The following is a 17222-nucleotide window of genomic DNA, read 5'->3' on the forward strand; positions in this document are numbered from 1 at the left end:
AATGCATAAAATAAATTACTTGAAAGAATCTCTAAATCATGAGAAATTATAAATTAAAGATTGATGAGGAGGTATCGGCAAATGGCAGAAGTTGAAAGTTTTGGTTTGGATCATACAAAAGTTAAAGCACCTTATGTTCGTCTGATTACGGTGTCGCAAGGAAAAGAAGGAGATAAAATTTCTAATTTTGACCTACGATTGACGCAACCGAATGAAACAGCATTACCAACAGCGGCGATTCATACGATTGAACATTTATTGGCAGATTTATTACGGGAAAGATTATCAGGTGTGATCGATTGTTCACCATTTGGCTGTCGGACAGGCTTTCATCTAATTACTTGGGGAGAACCGACTGCGCAAGAAGTGGCGTTGGCATTTAAAGCAGCTTTGATTGAAATTGCCGACAAAGTGACTTGGGATGACGTGCAAGGCGTAGATATCAGAAGTTGTGGCAATTATCGGGATCATTCGCTCTTTTCGGCTAAAGAATGGTCTAAAAAAGTTTTAGCAGAAGGTATTTCTGAAGATGCTTTTGAAAGAAAAGTCATTTAAAAACAGCTGTAACGGGGACAGAAGAATCTGTTTCGTTACAGCTGTTTTATTTTAGTGGGTTAAGTAAGCATAAAATACATCAATTACAGCAATGGAACCAGTGCTAAGTAAGAGCCATTTACGTTCCTGCCATTTTTCTAGTAGTCGTTGTTTCATGTAAAACCATTCCCTTATTACTTTATTAATTTGTCATACAGAATAAAAATAATAACGGGAAGTGCCAGTTCTGTCAACCAATTAAACTGCTTTTTTCTTGTTGCCAAAGCTGATAGATAATCTGAAAAATTAAAAATAAACTAAAGGCGGTTAAACTGTCAGCAACGATAGAAAGTTCACCAAGTTGGAAATCATTTATTGGTGTATCCCAAACAAAGTGTAGCAATACGGCTGCGATTACCCAGAAAAAGCCCCATTTTTTACTAAACAGACGATTTTTACTATAGATAGTGAATACACCTAAAGAGACGAGTCCGGTATAAATCCAGTGAGAAGCTAAGGCACCAGAAAGGCGTGAAAAGGCAACGGCAAAAATTTGCGAAAAATCCTGACTAGCTTGATTAACTAAATAAGAAACATCTTCTGAAAACTGAAAGCCTAATCCGACTGCCATACCTAAAACAAAGACAGCTGCCGAACGTCTAACTTTTAACAATTTCAATAAAAGAAAGACCACTAAAAATTTAACACTTTCTTCTACTATCGGTGCAGTTAGTGCATCTTGCCAAGCTTTAATAAACTCTCCATTACCAAAAACCAGATGCAAAATTTCGACACCAGCTTGATTGCCGTAAGCTGCCAACCAACCAGGCATGAAATAGCCACAAACAAAAGCTAGTGGAAAAAAATAATAAGGTAATTTAAATTTCTTTTCTAGCCGGTAAAATAAATAAGTCGCCGGAATTAAAAAAAGTGCCACTAATAGAAAGGAGACGAGCAAAATCAAATATTGTTGATTCTTAATTGGTAAGGCAGCTAACCCTAATAATTCATAATCAAAACCGACGGCGAATAGGAACAGTGCAATCACTAAAATTAGCTTATTTTTCATGTGCTTTCCTCCGTGAAAATACCTGGTTTCGCCGTAACAGAAATTTTTTCTTGTGTAAAAGGGTGAGTCAAATGAAGTTGCCAGGCGTGTAGCATTAAACGACCAGTGGCGTCTTTACTGTATAGCGGATCCCCAACTAAAGGATGCCCGATACTAGCCAAATGCACGCGAATTTGATGAGTGCGACCAGTTTCTAACTGGCAATAAATTGCAGTTTGTTTTTTTAAATGTTGGGCGACTGTGACGTGGGTAATGGCTGGTTGTCCATTTTTTTGATCAATTCGGCGTTTCCGACGGTCGTGACGATCACGCCCAATTTTTTGGTTGATTGTTAAATCATTGGTGATGTTTCCCCAAACAAGCGCTTGGTAGCGACGATAAATTTGTTTGCTTTCTAATAATCGCCCCAAAATTGGTAGTACGAATTGATTTTTTGCAAATAAGATAGCGCCACTAGTTTCTTTATCTAAGCGATGGACCACATGGGGCTGGAAATCTGGCGCTAAATAAGCAGCTAAATGATTCAATAAAGTATCTTGTTCTGCTGGCTGATTAGGATGAGTTTTCATACCAGCAGGTTTATTTACAATGATGAAATGTTGATTTTCATATAAAGGCTGCACTAGTTTGGCATCGCCTAATAAAATGTTACGGACAGGATAATCGCTGTCAGCAATTTCTAAATCAATTTGGTCGTGGGCTTTTACTTGGTCTTGGAAATGCACTGGTTGTCCATTGACTAAAATACTTTTTCGAGTTCGGATAAAATGACGGACTTTTCTAGGAACCAGCCATTCTTCTTCCAATAATTCTTTGACCGTCATAGTTTTAAAATCTTCTGCTAATGTCATAGTAAATTCCATTTTATTTCACCTCATATCTTGGATATTGTATCATTTAACGATTATTTAAGGAAAATATTAATTTTTTCTACTTTTCTCGTGGTAAAATCGTGTCATTATGACTCTCGGTCTTAAGACTCAGGTCAAACAAAATATAAATATGCTACACTTTTGAATAGAATTTATAGAAATGGAGATCGATTGATGGATTTTCAAACGATTTTAGACAAACTAAAAGCTTTTTTTAGCTCTATCGGACGTGGTCTAGGGATTTTTTGGCGCTGGTTGAAACCACATTTAATTACTTTTCACCACTGGCGCAAACGAATTTGGAAAAAGTTTTATATCAATAAAATCTTGCTGCTTTTAGCATTGGTAGGGATTTTGGTTACCAGTATTTACCTTTTTGTTTTAGCCAAGTCAGTTGATGTAGAAACTTTGGAGTCTAGCTTAAAACAGTCCACGGTGATTTATGATCAGGATAGTCAAAAGGCGGGGACTTTATACGGTCAAAAAGGAACCTATGTTGAAGCAGATCAAATATCTGACTCAGTAAAAAATGCGGTGGTTTCGACTGAAGACCGAAGATTTTACGAGCATCATGGATTTGATATTAAAGGGATCGCCCGAGCGGCCTTAGGAATTGTGACTAGTGGTCGGATTACCGGCGGTGGTTCCACCATTACGCAGCAGTTGGCTAAGAATGCCTATCTCAGTCAAGATCAAACTTTTCAGCGAAAAGCCAAAGAATTATTCATGGCACTGGAAATCGAAAAAAAATACAGCAAAGATGAAATTCTGACGATGTATTTAAATAATTCTTATTTTGGTAACGGAGTCTGGGGTGTCCAAGATGCAGCCCACAAATATTTTGGTGTAGATGCTAGTCAATTAACTGTGGGAGAATCCGCGACAATTGCCGGGATGTTGAAGGGACCAAGTATTTACAATCCGATCGATAATTTAGAAAATGCCACCAATCGCCGCAATACGGTCTTAAGTTTAATGGCAGAAAACGGCAAAATTAGTGCCGAAGAACAAACTCAGCAAGCTAGTGTTGATTTAGGCAGTTTGTTAAATGATACTTATTCATCGGAAGAAGCCGGATATACTTACCCATCTTATTTTGATGCGGTTATTAATGAAGCTGTTGATCGATATGGCATTAGCGAAAAAGCATTATTAAACAACGGTTATCAAGTTTATACTGCGTTGGATCAAGATTATCAAAAACAAATGGAAAGTACTTATGATAATGATTATAACTTTCCTGCCGCTGCTGATGATGGTGTTGCACCACAATCCGCTTCAGTTGCCTTAAATCCGCAAAACGGAGGCGTTCAAGCATTAGTTGGTCGTCGTGGCGAGCACGTCTTTAGAGAATTTAACTTTGCTACTCAAATGCGCCGTTCACCAGGTTCAACTTTGAAACCACTGAGTGTTTATGCGCCAGCTTTAGAATCTGGTTATACTCCTAGCAGTACTTTACAAGACTCACCATTAGATTATTATGATGTGAAAAATTATGATGGCACCTATTCTGGGGAAGCCGCTATGTATCAAGCGGTAGCTCAAAGTTTGAATATTCCAGCCGTTTGGTTGCTGCATGAAATGGGGATTGAGAAGGGCTTTAATAAAGTTGAAGAATTTGGGATTGATTTAGATGATTCCGATAAATATTATGGCTTGGCTTTAGGTGGATTAAAAACTGGTGCTTCGCCCCTTGAAATGGCTCGAGCTTATGGTGCTTTTGCGAATGAAGGAAAAATGTATGATCCTTATTTAATTACTAAAATTATTGATTCGACCGGCGCAGTGATTGTTGATAATACGAAACCGAAATATGAACAAGTGGTGTCGAAAAAAGTAGCTAATGAAATGACCAGTATGTTGTTGGGTGTCTTTAGTAACGGAACCGGCGTAGAGGCTGCACCGTATGGTTATACTGTGGCAGGAAAAACGGGTACGACAGAAACAAACTTTGATGCCACTAAAGTTAACGACCAATGGATTGTCGGTTATACACCGAATGTGGTGATTTCGACTTGGTTAGGCTATGAAAATGTTAGTGAATCCCATTACTTAACCGGTACAAGTGGACAACAAGTCGGTCAAATTTTCAAATCAGAAGCAGAAGGCATCTTACCTCATGTCGAGACAGCCAATTTTGAAGTAGCAGATGCATACGTGACTGGCGGTGAAGTAATGACACCTGATGAAGTCAATGAACAAGCCGTTGATCCAAATACTACTGATGGTGGAACGACTGATTGGGAAAACAAAATAAAAGAATTCGGCGATAAAGCTAGTGAAGGGATTGATTCGGCTGTCGACAAGGCTCGTCAAGGAATCAATAATTTTTGGCAAAGGATACAAGGAAATTAGCCGATAAAGCAGTTTCATGTTACAATCAAGTGTAAATTTCTTTAAGAAAAGGTGGATATAAGCATGGCAAACATTTATGATTCAGCAAATGGATTAGAACAAGAATTACGAGAATTAGACGAATTTAAAGCATTAGAAGCAGCTTTTGCAACATTACAAGCAGACGAAGCAGCTTTCGCTTTATTCAAAGAATTCCAAGAAATGCAACAAATTTTACAAGAAAAACAAATGAATGGTGAAACTTTCACTGATGAAGATGCAGACAAAGCGCAAGAAATCGCAATGAAAGTCCAACAAGAAGCATTAATCAACAGCTTGATGGAAAAAGAACAAGCATTCAGCGTAATTATCAACGACTTAAATCGCATCATTATGACACCGATTCGTGATCTTTACCAAGGCTAAGCAAAACTTTTGTAAGACTAGGACATTTTTGTTCTAGTCTTTTTTTGTTGCAACAAAGGAAGCATCTTTTGCAACAAACTAAAAAACAGAAGCTTCTGGTTTAGTTTAATGCTAAATTATCAATACAGAGGGGGAGCAAGATGAAAATTAATTGGTTGTGGGATAAAAATTATCCAAAAGAAGAACTGGGAGTAACGTTACATCCAGTCAATGAAAAGTTGACCAACAAACTTCAGTCATTGTTTACAAAAACGGTTGAATTAGAAGTCATTCAACCAGTAAATGAACGACGCTTTAAAATAGATTCTCAAATGATCTTTATGATTGAAGCGATGGACCAGTTATCAAAAGTTTATACAAATGATGATCAAGTGTTTTATTTGAAAGGTCGTTTGAAAGATTTTACTGATTTACAAGCAGTTCAACTTTTTCGGATTAATAACTCAGTCATTTTAAATTTGGCGCAAGTGACTAGTTTCAAAAATGGTCAGTATGCCAGGCTAGAAGTATTTACTAAAAATGGACAAACTTTTTCAGTCAGTCGCCATTACGCAAAACAAATCAAGGAGGCATTACAATGAAAAATTTAAAAAATCAGTTTATGCAAGCAGCGTTTTTAACTACGGTATGGTTATTAATCATCATCAATCTCGGCTTTGGCAATCCACAAGTACAATTTTCCTATTTTTGGCATATTATTGTTATCGCAATAATTATCGGTGGTGTTTTTGGCGTAATTTATCCTTATCTTTGGAATTTTGGGACATGGTCGGCACCGGTGAATATTGTGATTACAACTTTGATAAATTTTGCTGCTGGTTATTTAGCAGTTTATCTATTCTCAGTGGAAATGTTTCAAATTATCTTGCCATTTTGGGGATTATTTTTATTGATTAATCTAGTTTTACACGTAATTGGTTTTTATTTTTACCGTAAATTTCAAAATAAAAAGATAGTGGAAGAATTGAATCAGTTAACTAAATGATAAAAAAAGGCTTGGCAGTTCGAACAACTTCACAATTGTGCAATAAAAAGGTATAATCACATTAGTTACAATTATGCACAAACGTGAAAAGGTGGGATGTCGTTTTGAGTACGGAAGAAGATAAATTATTGGTTAGAATTGCCGAAATGTATTACCAAGAAGATAAAAATCAAAATCAAATTTCTAAAGAACTAAATATTCACCGTAGTACCATTAGCCGTTTATTAAAACGATCGAGAAATGAAGGAATCGTGAATATCTCCATCAACTATGATAAGGCTGGTTCCTATCACATTGAAAAAGAGTTACAAGAGAAATTTGGATTAAGAAAAGCGATCATTGTACCAGCGGCGAACGACTTAAGCCGCGGACAAAAGGATCTTTTATTGGCTGACGGTTTGGATTCCTATTTGAAGGAAATTATTGCTGATGATATGATTATCGGGTTTTCATGGGGCGAGACCATGTCTGCCATTCCTTCGGGGTTGACGGATCATCATGCTTCAAATATTTTATGTGTACCTATGATTGGTGGGCCCTCTGGCAGATTAAGTAGTGATTTTCACGTTAACACTATCACTTATGAAGCTTCCAAAAAATTAAATGGACGAGCATTATTAATTGATTCACCGGCTTTTCCTGAGACGGTCTCACTAAAAAAAGCGTTGATGGAAAATGAGTTTAATCAAGAGTTAATTACCTATTGGCGCAGAATTGATATTGCTATTTTAGGAATTGGCTCACCTAGTTTAAAAGCTAGCGAAAGTTGGAAACAATTTTATGGCGAAGATGTGCTAGCTTATTTGGAAGGAAAAAAAGTTATTGGTGATGTGGTATCTCGGTTTTATAATATTGCTGGTGAACATATTGAAAATGAATTAGACGAGCGTCTGATTGGCATTGATGGAACAGATTTAAAACGTGCTGCTTATCGAATTGGCGTTGCCGAATCTGTGGAAAAAGCGGACTCTATCGCTGCAGCTTTAAAGGGTGATTACATTAATGTTTTGGTGACTACCGAAGAAACAGCCAAAGAAGTTTTAAAGAGATGAGTGGTCTAAAAAACCGCTTATTTTTTTTTGCCTAAATCTGCACTTTTGTGATTTAAGAATAAAAAAAGTGAAAATAGTTATTGACAACGATTACATAAGGGATTAAACTAACTTATAACAAATGTTAAAACAAAATCACAAATGTTAAAAAGGTGGGCAAAAAAATGGATTGGTTAGAAATTAGTGGGAAAACAGCGATTGTGACAGGCGGTTCTTCAGGAATTGGTGCATCGATTGTAGAAGAATTATGCGAGTTAGGGGTTAACGTGGTAAATGCCGATATCCAAGCAGGCAAGTTTAGCCATGAAAATTTATTATTTAGCCAAACGGATGTGACTCTAGCTGATTCAGTCAATCAAACAGTTGATCTAGCCGTGGAAAAATTTGGAAGAATTGATGCCTTAGTTAACAATGCAGGCGTAAATATTCCAGCACTTTTGGTAGATGAAAAATTAACAGACGATGGCAAGTTTCAAGTGAATGAACGTATTTTTAGCAAGATGGTTGATATTAATTTAAAGGGTGTTTATTTAATGGCACAAGCGGTCGGTAAGGTTTTAGTGAAACAAGGTGATGGCGTGATTATCAATATGTCTTCTGAATCTGGTCTGGAGGGTTCTGAAGGTCAAAGTGTGTATGCTTCAACCAAAGCGGCAGTAAATAGTTTGACACGGTCATGGGCGAAAGAATTAGGAAAAAAAGGTGTACGAGTAGTCGGAATTGCTCCTGGCATTATGGAAGAAACAGGTTTAAGAACCATTGATTATGAGACGGCCTTAGCCTACACCAGAAGTATTACAGTAGAAGAATTACGAGCAGGCTATACCAATACCAAAACAATTCCTTTAGGACGAGATGGAAAATTATCTGAAGTTGCTGATTTAGTTGCTTACTTTATGTCCAATCGTTCAAGTTACATCGCTGGAGTGACCGTCAATGTAGCTGGAGGAAAAACCAGAGGATAAGGAGTTTAATTATGAATAAAGTCATTTTAGTTGCCCACGGAAAATTGGCACATGAAATGAAAAATTCAGCCGAAATGATTTTTGGTGAATTAAAAGATTTTCAGACAGTCGAGTTTCTAAATGGCGATGGTTTACAGACCTTACAAGAAAAAATTAAAGAATCAATGACGGACGCAGCCAATTATTTAATTCTATGTGATTTATTTTGTGGGACACCGTATAACGCCAGTTGTGGATTAGCGTTAGAACAGCCCGATCAAAAAATTGAAATTGTATCTGGAATGTCACTACCTTTAGTTTTAGAAGCAGCTAGTATGCTGGAAAATAGTCAGTTATCAGAAATTGTTACTCACCTGACGACTATTCCTAGTCAAACAGTTCAAGCTTTTAGTCAACAAGTAATCGAAGATGAGGAGGATTTTTAAAAATGAAAATTAAACTATCAAGAATTGATGATCGCCTGATCCACGGGCAAGTTGCCACTGTTTGGGCAAAAGAAGCGGGAGCTGGTCGCATTATTGTAGTCAGCCAGGAGGTTAGTGAAGATGATATTCGTAAAACCTTAGTGAAACAAGCAGCACCACCGGGAATTAAGGTGAACATTGTCGATCCGGAAAAAGCGGTAAAAGTATACAACAATGCTAAATATGCTGACGAGACGGTTTTCTATTTATTTACCAATCCAATGGAAGTGGTAACTATGATTGAAGCGGGAATTCCAATTCAATCAATTAATATCGGCGGAATGCAATTTAAAACAGGTAGAACACAAGTTACAAAAGCTGTTTCAGTGGATGAAACAGAAGTGGCAGCCTTTAGAAAATTAGCAGAGATGGGTGTTGAACTAGATTTACGAGTGGTGGCAACTGATCCAAAAGGAGATTTTGAAGGGAAATTAAAAGAAGCGGGGCTTTAATCAGAGGAGGAAGTGTAAATGGAAATATCAACTCTACAAATTGTACTTATTTTTATTTTTTCATGTATCTGCGGAATGGGCAGTGTGCTAGATGAATTTCAGACACATCGCCCACTGATTGCTTGTACGATAGTTGGTTTAATTTTAGGGGATGTTCAAACAGGTATTATTTTAGGCGGTACGCTGGAATTAATTGCGCTAGGTTGGATGAATATCGGAGCAGCTCAATCACCCGATTCTGCGCTGGCTAGTGTCATTTCAACGATTTTAGTAGTAGTAGGGCAGCAAGATATTCAATCCGGCATTGCGATTGCTTTACCGGTCGCAGCAGCTGGTCAAGTCTTGACGGTAATTGCCCGCACTATCACAGTTGCATTTCAACACGCAGCAGACAAAGAAGCTGAAAAAGCCAATTTTAATAAAATTATTTTCATACACTTTAGCGCCTTATTTGTACAAGCGTTACGGGTTGCAATTCCAGCTACTATCGTGGCGACCTTCGTTAATGCGCAGATGGTGACTAAAATGTTAGATATGATTCCAGATGTTATTACTGGTGGTTTGGCCGTTGCCGGTGGCTTTATCGTAGTGGTAGGTTATGCCATGGTCTTAAATATGATGAGCGTTGCTTATTTGATGCCATTCTTCTATCTAGGTTTCGTTTTAGCTGGTTATCTTGACTTTAGTTTGTTGGCATTTGGGGTTGTCGGATTAATTACAGCTTTGATTTACATTCAATTAAATCCTAACTTCAAGAAAAATGAAGTACAAGGAAATTACGTAGCAGCCGTTGTCGCAGGCGAATTAGCTGACGATGAGTTAGAAGACTAGGGGGAAGATCAGATGGAGATAACTGAAACAGTAAAAACTAAAAAAAATATTTATTCGCAATCGCAATTAACTAAAAAAGATTTAATGACGACTTTTGTTTTTTCAAACTTCCAACAAGCCTCTTTTAACTACGAACGAATTCATGCATTAGCTTTTTGTGTTGATATGATTCCAACAATCAAACGAGTTTATCATACGAAAGAAGAGCAGGCTGAAGCTTTGCAGCGACACATGACCTTCTTTAATACAACACCAGCTGTCTGTGGACCAGTAATTGGTGTGACGATGGCGATGGAAGAAGCCAAAGCAACTGGGGCAGATATTGATGCTGGTACGATTAATAGTTTGAAAGTTGGTTTGATGGGGCCTTTAGCAGGGGTAGGCGATCCACTTGTGTGGGGAACTTTACGACCGATTACAGCAGCATTGGGTGCTTCGTTAGCCTTAAGCGGAAATATTATGGGACCAATTTTATTCTTCGTGGCCTTTAACGCTGTTCGATTATCGATGAAATGGTTTGGTTTAACTTACGGTTTCAGCAAAGGAATGGACATTGTTAAAGATTTATCGGGGAATTTATTACAAAAATTAACCGAGGGTGCAACTATTTTAGGACTATTTATTATGGGTGTCTTGGTAACTAAATGGACAACAATTAATATTCCATTGGTGGTTTCTCGAACACCAGGTACCGATGGCAATACGGTAATCACAACTGTTCAAAATGTTTTAGATGATTTGGTGCCAGGTTTGCCGGCATTAGGCTTAACATTGTTAATGATGTATTTATTGAAGAAAAAAGTCAGTCCGATTGTTTTGATTTTTGCATTATTTGCTGTCGGGATTATTGGTTACTGGTTAGGTATTTTAGCATAAAAAAAATGGGGGATTTAGTCATGAAAACAAAAGCAGTTCGCTTATATGGAAAAAAGGACTTGCGTTTAGAAGAATTTGAATTACCTGAAATTAAAGAAAATGAGATTTTGGCTTCAGTTGTGACAGACAGTATTTGTATGTCCACTTGGAAACTGGCCAATCAAGGAGCAGATCATAAAAAATCACCGAACGATTTGGCTGAAAACCCCATTATTATTGGACATGAATTTTGTGGGGAAATTCTAGAAGTTGGGGGTAAATGGTCTCACAAATATAAAAAAGGTGAACGTTACGTTGTTCAGGCAAATTTACAACTGCCAGATCGACCAGATTGTCCTGGTTATTCTTATCCTTATACGGGTGGTGATGCGACGTATATTGTTATTTCAGAAGATGTGATGAATCAGGATTGTTTAATTCCATATAATGGAGAAACTTATTTTGAAGGGTCATTAATCGAACCGTTGTCTTGCGTAATCGGTGCTTTTGAAGCAAATTATCATACTAAAAATGGTAGCTATGAACACCACATGGGAATCAAACCCGATGGAAATTTGTTAATTATGGGTGGAACCGGTCCAATGGGATTATTGGCGATTGATTATGCACTAAATGGACCAGTCAAACCTAAAAAAATTGTAGTGACTGATCAACATGACGATAAATTAAATCGTGCAGCTAAATTGTATCCTAGTCAAAATGGTATTGAAGTTAGTTATGTGAATGTAAAAGACTTACCTAATCAAGCAGAAAAATTATCAGAAATTGTTGGCGGCGGCTTTGATGATATTTTTGTGATGATACCTATCGGTGAAGTGTTGACGGAAGCGACTAAAGCATTGAATCCTGACGGCTGTTTAAACTTTTTTGCCGGACCACAGGATAAAGAATTTACTGCAACGGTGAACTTTTATGATGTTCATTATTCAGCAACGCATTTTGTCGGTACATCTGGTGGAAATACAGAAGACATGCGAAAAGCGGTGGCTTTGATTGAAAATAAACAAGTAAAAGTTGCCAATGTAGTGACTCATATCTTAGGTTTAAATGCAGTGGCAGAAACTACATTAGATCAACCAGCTATCGGTGGTGGAAAAAAATTAGTTTATACCCACAAAAAAGCTGATTTAACTAATCTGGCAGAATTACCAGAAAATAGTCCATTGGCAGAAATCTTAAGTCAAACAGATGGTATTTGGAGTAAAGCGGCGGAAGAATATGTATTAGCCAAATATCCAGAAATTTAAAGTGAGCGCTCTTACTACGGTAAGAGCGTTTTTTAACGAACATTTTCGTCACTTCGATGGTTTTTGGGCTGTTAAAAATTTTTCTTGTGATAGGATAAGGAAAATAGTATAAAGAGGCTAGATTATGCGTGGGATAAAAATTTTTTTGACGACATTGACTTTGTTAGGGATGATTCTTTTAGCGGGGATGTTTTTTGCATATCATCCCAAAAAGGAAGTCACCTTAGCGAAAACTGAGCAGACGGAAGAGAAGAAGAGTGTACCTAAGTCTGAAGTGGTTGAAAAAAAAGAAAAAGACAATACGATTGCAGCAGTAGATAAAGCACCAGAGTTAAGTGATTATTTGACGCAACAACATTTTTCTGGCACCGTTTTGGTTGTGAAAAATAATCAAGTCTTGTTGAGTAAAAGTTTTGATTTGGCCAATCGTGAAACAAGAGAAGAAAATACAGTGGCAGACGGTTATTATATTGGTTCTGCGCAAAAGGCGATTGTGGCTACGGCCTTATTACAGTTAGAAGAAGCAGGCAAATTAAAAATTACTGATCCGATTGGAAAATATATTCCTGATTTTCCTAATGGAGACAAAATTACCTTAAAAAATTTGTTGAATCACACTAGTGGTATTAATGGTCGTTCTGAAGGCAGTCTAGCAGTTACTCCACAACAAGTTGTGTCAGAAATTGCAGCCAAAGGAATTAAAGAAGAACCAGGAAATTGGTCGTATACAGATAGTAATTATGCTTTGGTAGGCTATATTGTACAAGTTGTTAGTCAGATGGATTTAAAAACATATATTCAAGAACATATTTTTGATAAAGCCAAGATGCAACATGCTGGTTTTGGTGAAGCACCAAGAGGTTTACCGGCACCTGTAACTTCCTATCGGGTTAAAGATGGTCAATACGATCAACAAGTTATGCCAGATATGAGTCAATTATTTGGTGCAGGGGATATGTTTATGACGGCGACAGATTTATATTTATTCGATCAAGCTTTGATGAAGGGGACTTTAATCGATGAAAAAGAACGTACGGAAATGTTAACTTCTGGCAGCAGCTCCACTTACGGAGCAGGATTTTATGCTGAACCGACAAAATATACATCTCATGGGGTTATCGGTGGATTCAATACGATGAATAGTATCAGTCGAGATGGGAAAATTTATGTTGTGCTGTTGGGAAATACTAACCAAACTGATCTAGGTGCTGTAAACAATCATTTATTCGAATTATTGTCAGAAAACCGCTAAATTTAGCGGTTTTTTTCTCGATAAAAATACGAACAAGTTTTCGTTTTTTGTGGTAAAATATATCAGATTGGGGGGATTAGGATGAAATTTTTACACGGGGCAGATTTGCATTTAGACCGTTCATTTGAAGGGTTAACCAATGTAAAAAACGCCTTTCAACCTTATTTAATGGAAGCAAACCAAAAAATGTTGGAAAACATTGTCAACTTGGCGATTACTGAGGCAGTGGATTTTGTTTTATTGGCGGGGGATACTTTTCACCAACATCGTCCTACTTTAAAGACACAACAACATTTTTTTGCTCAAATGAATCGTTTAGCGGAAAAAAATATTCCAGTGGTGATGAACTTTGGTAATCACGATTATTATCAAAGTCAACGGTATTGGTTTGATTTTCCTGAAAATATGCAGCTGTTTACTGATGAAACAGTAGCCACTAAAAAACTACAATTAAAAGACGGACAAGAAATTGCTATTAGCAGTTTTAGTTTTGAAGGTCCCATCATTGAAGCTGAAAAAATTGATCAGTTTCCTAGAAAAACAAGTAACTTTCATATCGGTATGTATCATGGAGGTCAATTTCCTTATGCGCCTTTTACTACCTCAAAGCTAGCGGAAAAAGGTTATGATTATTGGGCACTGGGCCATATTCATGTACCACAAATGGTTTCTGAAATGCCTCCAGCTTATTATTCGGGAACACCATTAGGTCATACTAAAAAAGAGAAAAATCTAGCAGGTGTATTGTTAGTTGAGGAACTGGCGGGAAAAATCAAGTTGCAAAAAGTGCCAGTCGCACCTGTTGTGTGGCAGGAGCTGACTATTTCCTTAAAAGAAATTCGTCGTAGTAATCAATTATTACCTTATTTAGTGAGTCAAATAACGATGACGGAACCGATTTTAATTCAACTTAAATTAACCGATAATCCGACACTGGCAGAAGAAATTCAATATCAATTAGCCTCTGGCGAATTATTGGAAACCTTAAACACTTCTTTACCGGCAGAAATTTTTGTGACTGAGGTTGCATTTACCTCCACGACAAATGAGCGACATTATTTAGCAGTCGATGAGAGCTTAGTGGATCAATTGTTGACAACTTATCAGTCAGAGGCAGTTTTTACAGAACAGTTAGCGGAAGTTAATCCTAAATTACAGGGACTTTTGACAGCTGATTTCCAAACAGAAGTGTTACAAAATGTTCAAGAAAAAATCAAGCAGACCTATCGCTTCAGGAGGGAAAAAGATGTGGATTAAAAAAGCGGAAATTACTAGCTTTGGTAAATTAAAACAGCAGAGATTTCTCTTTGAAGCGAATAATCAGCTGGTTTTTGGTTTAAACGAAGCAGGGAAATCCACATTATATCAATTTATTCAAGCAATGCTTTTTGGTTTTCCAACAAAGAAGAAAAAAGGTGCTGATTATTCGCCTACTGACGGAAGTGGTTTTGGTGGTAAGCTGACGATTGTCCATAGCACTATAGGAGAAATCCAAATTGAACGTTTTAAAAATAAAAATAAAGGCAAGGCACAATTACGTTTTGCTGATGGGACGGTTGGAGATGAGGGGCGTTTAGCGCAACTATTGTATCCTTTAAACATCAATTTATTTCAAGATGTATTTACTTTTCAACAGGAACAGTTGCAACAATTAGAGCAACTGCAAGAAAATAAATTGCATGATGCGCTGATTTCTTTAGGATTATCAGGTAGCAATCAATTGTTCACTCAAAAAAATCAGCTACAGCAACAAGCCGAAACCCTTTATCGACCAAGAGGACGCAAATTACCATTAAATCTTGCCTTGGAAAAACTGGAACAACTAACAGAAAAGATCCAACAAAAAGAGCAACAGGAAAAAAATTTCCAAGAGTTGGTAGTCGCGGCTGATGAAGCTAAAAAACAAGTAACGCATTTATCAACCACTGACCAGGAGTTGCGAAAAAAACAAGTAACACTTGAGCAACAAAGACTGAACTTTGATAATTATCAAGAATTACGTCAATTACAACAAACAGATCTTTCTTTGACTAGCACTCCAGCTGAACAGACGGCTTTGCAGGAGTATTATCAAACCTACCAGCAATTAATGAAAGAGCAAGAACAACTCCATCAAGCTTTGCAAAAATTCAGTGGCAATCAAGCGTCAGCTCGCTATTATTTTTATTTAGAAAATGAGACAAAAATCAAAGAATTATTGGCGCAACAACTGCCAGTTAATCGTCTGATTGATGAACAAAGTCATAATCAGCAACAGCTGCGAGAAACAACCGATCCTTTCTGGCAGACAAATCTGCCAGAACCTTTTGAAAATGACACAGCCGTATTAAGCTTCTTAAAACCAGTAAAAGTGGTGAATCAAGAATTACAAGAATATCAAATTCGGTTAAATTTACTGACAGAACAGCAACAAACAGCGGAAGAGCAGCTAAATGCTTACGAGAAAAAACATCCTGAAGTCTTTAAACCGAAGAAAAAACAACCATGGGGATTTTTGTTAGCTGGTGTGAGTGTGTTAGCCGCGGTATTTTTACCGTCTCCTGTTCGCTTTGTGTTTATTGCAATGGCACTAGTTGCCATTATTTTTGCAATTAAGCCGAAAGTCGCTAGTGGGAATAAAGAAACTTGGCAAGATCGCTTAAATCAATTGGATTTAATCAATGAACAGCTAATGACTGTGAAAAAGCAAGTCGCTATTTTAGCTGAACAACAGAGTAATTTAGCAGCAAATGCTCAGCAGGAATTAAAGCGGCGAAATCTTTCAACAGAATTGGAAGAAGTTCGTTTATTAGCCAGTAATCAAAAAGCGCTGCAATTTTTAAGTCAACGACAAAAGCAAACCAACTTAAAAAAAAATAATCAAGAAATTAATCAGCAGCTGTTACAGCTAACTGCACAATTTCAATTTCTGACAGAGTGGTTACCGCTGCAAGATAAACCAATAGTGGCCCAATTTCAACAATTGAATGATTTTGCGCAAGAAATGGAACAAATTCGCTTTGCGGAAACGTATCAAGAAAATGCAGTCTTACAGCAACGGATTCATCAAAATCAAAAAGAGCAACAATTGTTGTTAAATCAGCACCAGCAATTGTTAAAGAGTAGCGGGTTAAGCTATCCAGCTGAGATTAATGATTATTTGGCGCAGCAACAAAAAATTATGCAGCAGCAACAACGTTTACAAGATTTAAGTCAGACAGTAGCGCCATTGTTTCCAGAAACAGTGGATTTGATACAAATAAATCAACAAATGATAGCTGTACAACGACAGTTAGAGGAAACTCAGTTGAAGTTGCAACAAGCCCAAGAAAAAGAACAACGCTTGAGAATTGAAATTCAACAGATGCAAAAGGATGGTACGCTGGATCAGTTGTACCAGCAACAAAGTCAACAACAAGCAGTCATCAGCGACTTGTTAAAAGAATATGCGATAGCAAAAATTGAAGGACAGTTGCTGCAAGATATCGCGACAGAGTTATCTCAACAGCAGTTACCAGAGTTAGTTACTAAAGCGGCGGAATACTTCCAAATTTTAACTGGTAAAAAAGCCCGTTTAGATTTTTATGAGGGAACATTGACAGTCAATCAACGTTCAGTTTATCAATTGTCGACAGGTACTAAAGATCAGCTTATTATGGCTTTTCGTTTTGCTTATTTGGCAGTCGAATCAGCAGATCCAGTGGGGCCAATTATCATTGATGACGGCTGGTTACATTATGATCACCAAAGAAAACGACAATTAGCCGAACTTTTAGCAAAATTTAGCCAAAAATATCAAGTGATTTGTTTGTCATCTGATCAAGAAATGGTAAGCTATTATCAAGAACTCCATCAGACAGTTTGGGAATTGAAGGGAGCATGAC

Annotated in this window: 17 protein-coding genes; 15 read left to right on the forward strand and 2 right to left on the reverse strand. The window is 37.2% G+C overall.

The genetic code is table 11. The features are described 5' to 3' along the window. Positions 1–81: 81 nt before the first annotated feature. A complete protein-coding gene (locus tag ACVWNY_RS01450; RefSeq protein WP_218327558.1) occupies positions 82–555 on the forward strand; it encodes an S-ribosylhomocysteine lyase in 474 nt (157 codons plus the stop codon). Positions 556–784: 229 nt separating this feature from the next. Here ACVWNY_RS01450 and ACVWNY_RS01455 read toward each other — a convergent pair whose 3' ends face one another. Both ACVWNY_RS01455 and ACVWNY_RS01460 read right to left on the reverse strand, forming a co-directional pair. After that, positions 785–1603, reverse strand: coding sequence for a PrsW family glutamic-type intramembrane protease (locus tag ACVWNY_RS01455; protein WP_218327557.1), 819 nt, complete (start codon positions 1601–1603; stop codon positions 785–787). Further along, a complete protein-coding gene (locus ACVWNY_RS01460; protein WP_218327556.1) occupies positions 1600–2466 on the reverse strand; it encodes an RluA family pseudouridine synthase in 867 nt (288 codons plus the stop codon). The genes ACVWNY_RS01455 and ACVWNY_RS01460 overlap by 4 nt, the downstream gene beginning before the upstream one ends. A gap of 183 nt (positions 2467–2649) precedes the next feature. Here ACVWNY_RS01460 and ACVWNY_RS01465 point away from each other — a divergent pair, with 183 nt between their 5' ends. The 14 genes from ACVWNY_RS01465 (at position 2650) to ACVWNY_RS01530 (ending at position 17221) form a co-directional block, all read left to right on the forward strand. Next, positions 2650–4830, forward strand: coding sequence for a PBP1A family penicillin-binding protein (locus tag ACVWNY_RS01465; RefSeq protein ID WP_218327555.1), 2181 nt, complete (start codon positions 2650–2652; stop codon positions 4828–4830). A 63-nt stretch (positions 4831–4893) separates the two neighbouring features. Beyond that, positions 4894–5235, forward strand: a complete 342-nt coding sequence (locus ACVWNY_RS01470) for a YlbF/YmcA family competence regulator (protein ID WP_218327554.1) — start codon at positions 4894–4896, stop codon at positions 5233–5235. A 140-nt stretch (positions 5236–5375) separates the two neighbouring features. After that, positions 5376–5816, forward strand: a complete 441-nt coding sequence (locus tag ACVWNY_RS01475; RefSeq protein ID WP_218327553.1) for a LytTR family DNA-binding domain-containing protein — start codon at positions 5376–5378, stop codon at positions 5814–5816. Beyond that, on the forward strand, positions 5813–6220 hold the full coding sequence (locus ACVWNY_RS01480) for a hypothetical protein (protein WP_218327552.1): 408 nt from the start codon (positions 5813–5815) through the stop codon (positions 6218–6220). Before ACVWNY_RS01475 ends, ACVWNY_RS01480 begins: the two co-directional genes overlap by 4 nt. Positions 6221–6324: 104 nt before the next feature. Next, the gene (locus ACVWNY_RS01485; RefSeq protein WP_218327551.1) at positions 6325–7272 is read left to right on the forward strand and encodes a sugar-binding transcriptional regulator; all 948 of its coding nucleotides are present in this window, start codon (positions 6325–6327) and stop codon (positions 7270–7272) included. A 164-nt stretch (positions 7273–7436) separates the two neighbouring features. Beyond that, entirely contained in the window at positions 7437–8237 is an 801-nt protein-coding gene (locus tag ACVWNY_RS01490; protein WP_218327550.1) for an SDR family oxidoreductase, read from the forward strand. A gap of 11 nt (positions 8238–8248) precedes the next feature. Continuing rightward, the gene (locus tag ACVWNY_RS01495; RefSeq protein WP_454071569.1) at positions 8249–8662 is read left to right on the forward strand and encodes a PTS sugar transporter subunit IIA; all 414 of its coding nucleotides are present in this window, start codon (positions 8249–8251) and stop codon (positions 8660–8662) included. Positions 8663–8664: 2 nt separating this feature from the next. Beyond that, positions 8665–9153: a mannose/fructose/sorbose PTS transporter subunit IIB gene (locus ACVWNY_RS01500; protein WP_218327548.1), complete on the forward strand. Its 489-nt coding sequence runs from the start codon at positions 8665–8667 to the stop codon at positions 9151–9153. Between the two features lie 18 nt (positions 9154–9171). Beyond that, complete coding sequence (locus tag ACVWNY_RS01505) at positions 9172–9984, forward strand: PTS mannose/fructose/sorbose transporter subunit IIC (RefSeq protein WP_438718937.1); 813 nt, start codon at positions 9172–9174, stop codon at positions 9982–9984. Positions 9985–9996: 12 nt separating this feature from the next. Beyond that, complete coding sequence (locus ACVWNY_RS01510) at positions 9997–10860, forward strand: mannose/fructose/sorbose PTS transporter subunit IID (protein WP_454071570.1); 864 nt, start codon at positions 9997–9999, stop codon at positions 10858–10860. 20 nt (positions 10861–10880) lie between these two features. Next, the gene (locus ACVWNY_RS01515) at positions 10881–12107 is read left to right on the forward strand and encodes a zinc-binding dehydrogenase (protein WP_454071571.1); all 1227 of its coding nucleotides are present in this window, start codon (positions 10881–10883) and stop codon (positions 12105–12107) included. 124 nt (positions 12108–12231) lie between these two features. Continuing rightward, complete coding sequence (locus tag ACVWNY_RS01520) at positions 12232–13359, forward strand: serine hydrolase domain-containing protein (protein WP_454071572.1); 1128 nt, start codon at positions 12232–12234, stop codon at positions 13357–13359. 81 nt (positions 13360–13440) lie between these two features. Next, positions 13441–14616 (forward strand): metallophosphoesterase, encoded by a 1176-nt coding sequence (locus ACVWNY_RS01525; RefSeq protein WP_454071573.1) that lies wholly within the window; start codon positions 13441–13443, stop codon positions 14614–14616. Then, positions 14606–17221: an ATP-binding protein gene (locus tag ACVWNY_RS01530; protein ID WP_454071574.1), complete on the forward strand. Its 2616-nt coding sequence runs from the start codon at positions 14606–14608 to the stop codon at positions 17219–17221. Before ACVWNY_RS01525 ends, ACVWNY_RS01530 begins: the two co-directional genes overlap by 11 nt. Position 17222 lies beyond the last annotated feature (1 nt).

The sequence above is a fragment of the Enterococcus sp. JNUCC 77 genome (assembly GCF_054819945.1).

Bases quoted from the DNA above. Each gene is read 5' to 3' on its own strand.
- ACVWNY_RS01450 (WP_218327558.1), top strand. From the start codon at position 82: ATGGCAGAAGTTGAAAGTTTTGGTTTGGATCATACAAAAGTTAAAGCA.
- ACVWNY_RS01455 (WP_218327557.1), bottom strand. From the start codon at position 1,603: ATGAAAAATAAGCTAATTTTAGTGATTGCACTGTTCCTATTCGCCGTC.
- ACVWNY_RS01460 (WP_218327556.1), bottom strand. From the start codon at position 2,466: ATGGAATTTACTATGACATTAGCAGAAGATTTTAAAACTATGACGGTC.
- ACVWNY_RS01465 (WP_218327555.1), top strand. From the start codon at position 2,650: ATGGATTTTCAAACGATTTTAGACAAACTAAAAGCTTTTTTTAGCTCT.
- ACVWNY_RS01470 (WP_218327554.1), top strand. From the start codon at position 4,894: ATGGCAAACATTTATGATTCAGCAAATGGATTAGAACAAGAATTACGA.
- ACVWNY_RS01475 (WP_218327553.1), top strand. From the start codon at position 5,376: ATGAAAATTAATTGGTTGTGGGATAAAAATTATCCAAAAGAAGAACTG.
- ACVWNY_RS01480 (WP_218327552.1), top strand. From the start codon at position 5,813: ATGAAAAATTTAAAAAATCAGTTTATGCAAGCAGCGTTTTTAACTACG.
- ACVWNY_RS01490 (WP_218327550.1), top strand. From the start codon at position 7,437: ATGGATTGGTTAGAAATTAGTGGGAAAACAGCGATTGTGACAGGCGGT.
- ACVWNY_RS01495 (WP_454071569.1), top strand. From the start codon at position 8,249: ATGAATAAAGTCATTTTAGTTGCCCACGGAAAATTGGCACATGAAATG.
- ACVWNY_RS01500 (WP_218327548.1), top strand. From the start codon at position 8,665: ATGAAAATTAAACTATCAAGAATTGATGATCGCCTGATCCACGGGCAA.
- ACVWNY_RS01505 (WP_438718937.1), top strand. From the start codon at position 9,172: ATGGAAATATCAACTCTACAAATTGTACTTATTTTTATTTTTTCATGT.
- ACVWNY_RS01510 (WP_454071570.1), top strand. From the start codon at position 9,997: ATGGAGATAACTGAAACAGTAAAAACTAAAAAAAATATTTATTCGCAA.
- ACVWNY_RS01515 (WP_454071571.1), top strand. From the start codon at position 10,881: ATGAAAACAAAAGCAGTTCGCTTATATGGAAAAAAGGACTTGCGTTTA.
- ACVWNY_RS01520 (WP_454071572.1), top strand. From the start codon at position 12,232: ATGCGTGGGATAAAAATTTTTTTGACGACATTGACTTTGTTAGGGATG.
- ACVWNY_RS01525 (WP_454071573.1), top strand. From the start codon at position 13,441: ATGAAATTTTTACACGGGGCAGATTTGCATTTAGACCGTTCATTTGAA.
- ACVWNY_RS01530 (WP_454071574.1), top strand. From the start codon at position 14,606: ATGTGGATTAAAAAAGCGGAAATTACTAGCTTTGGTAAATTAAAACAG.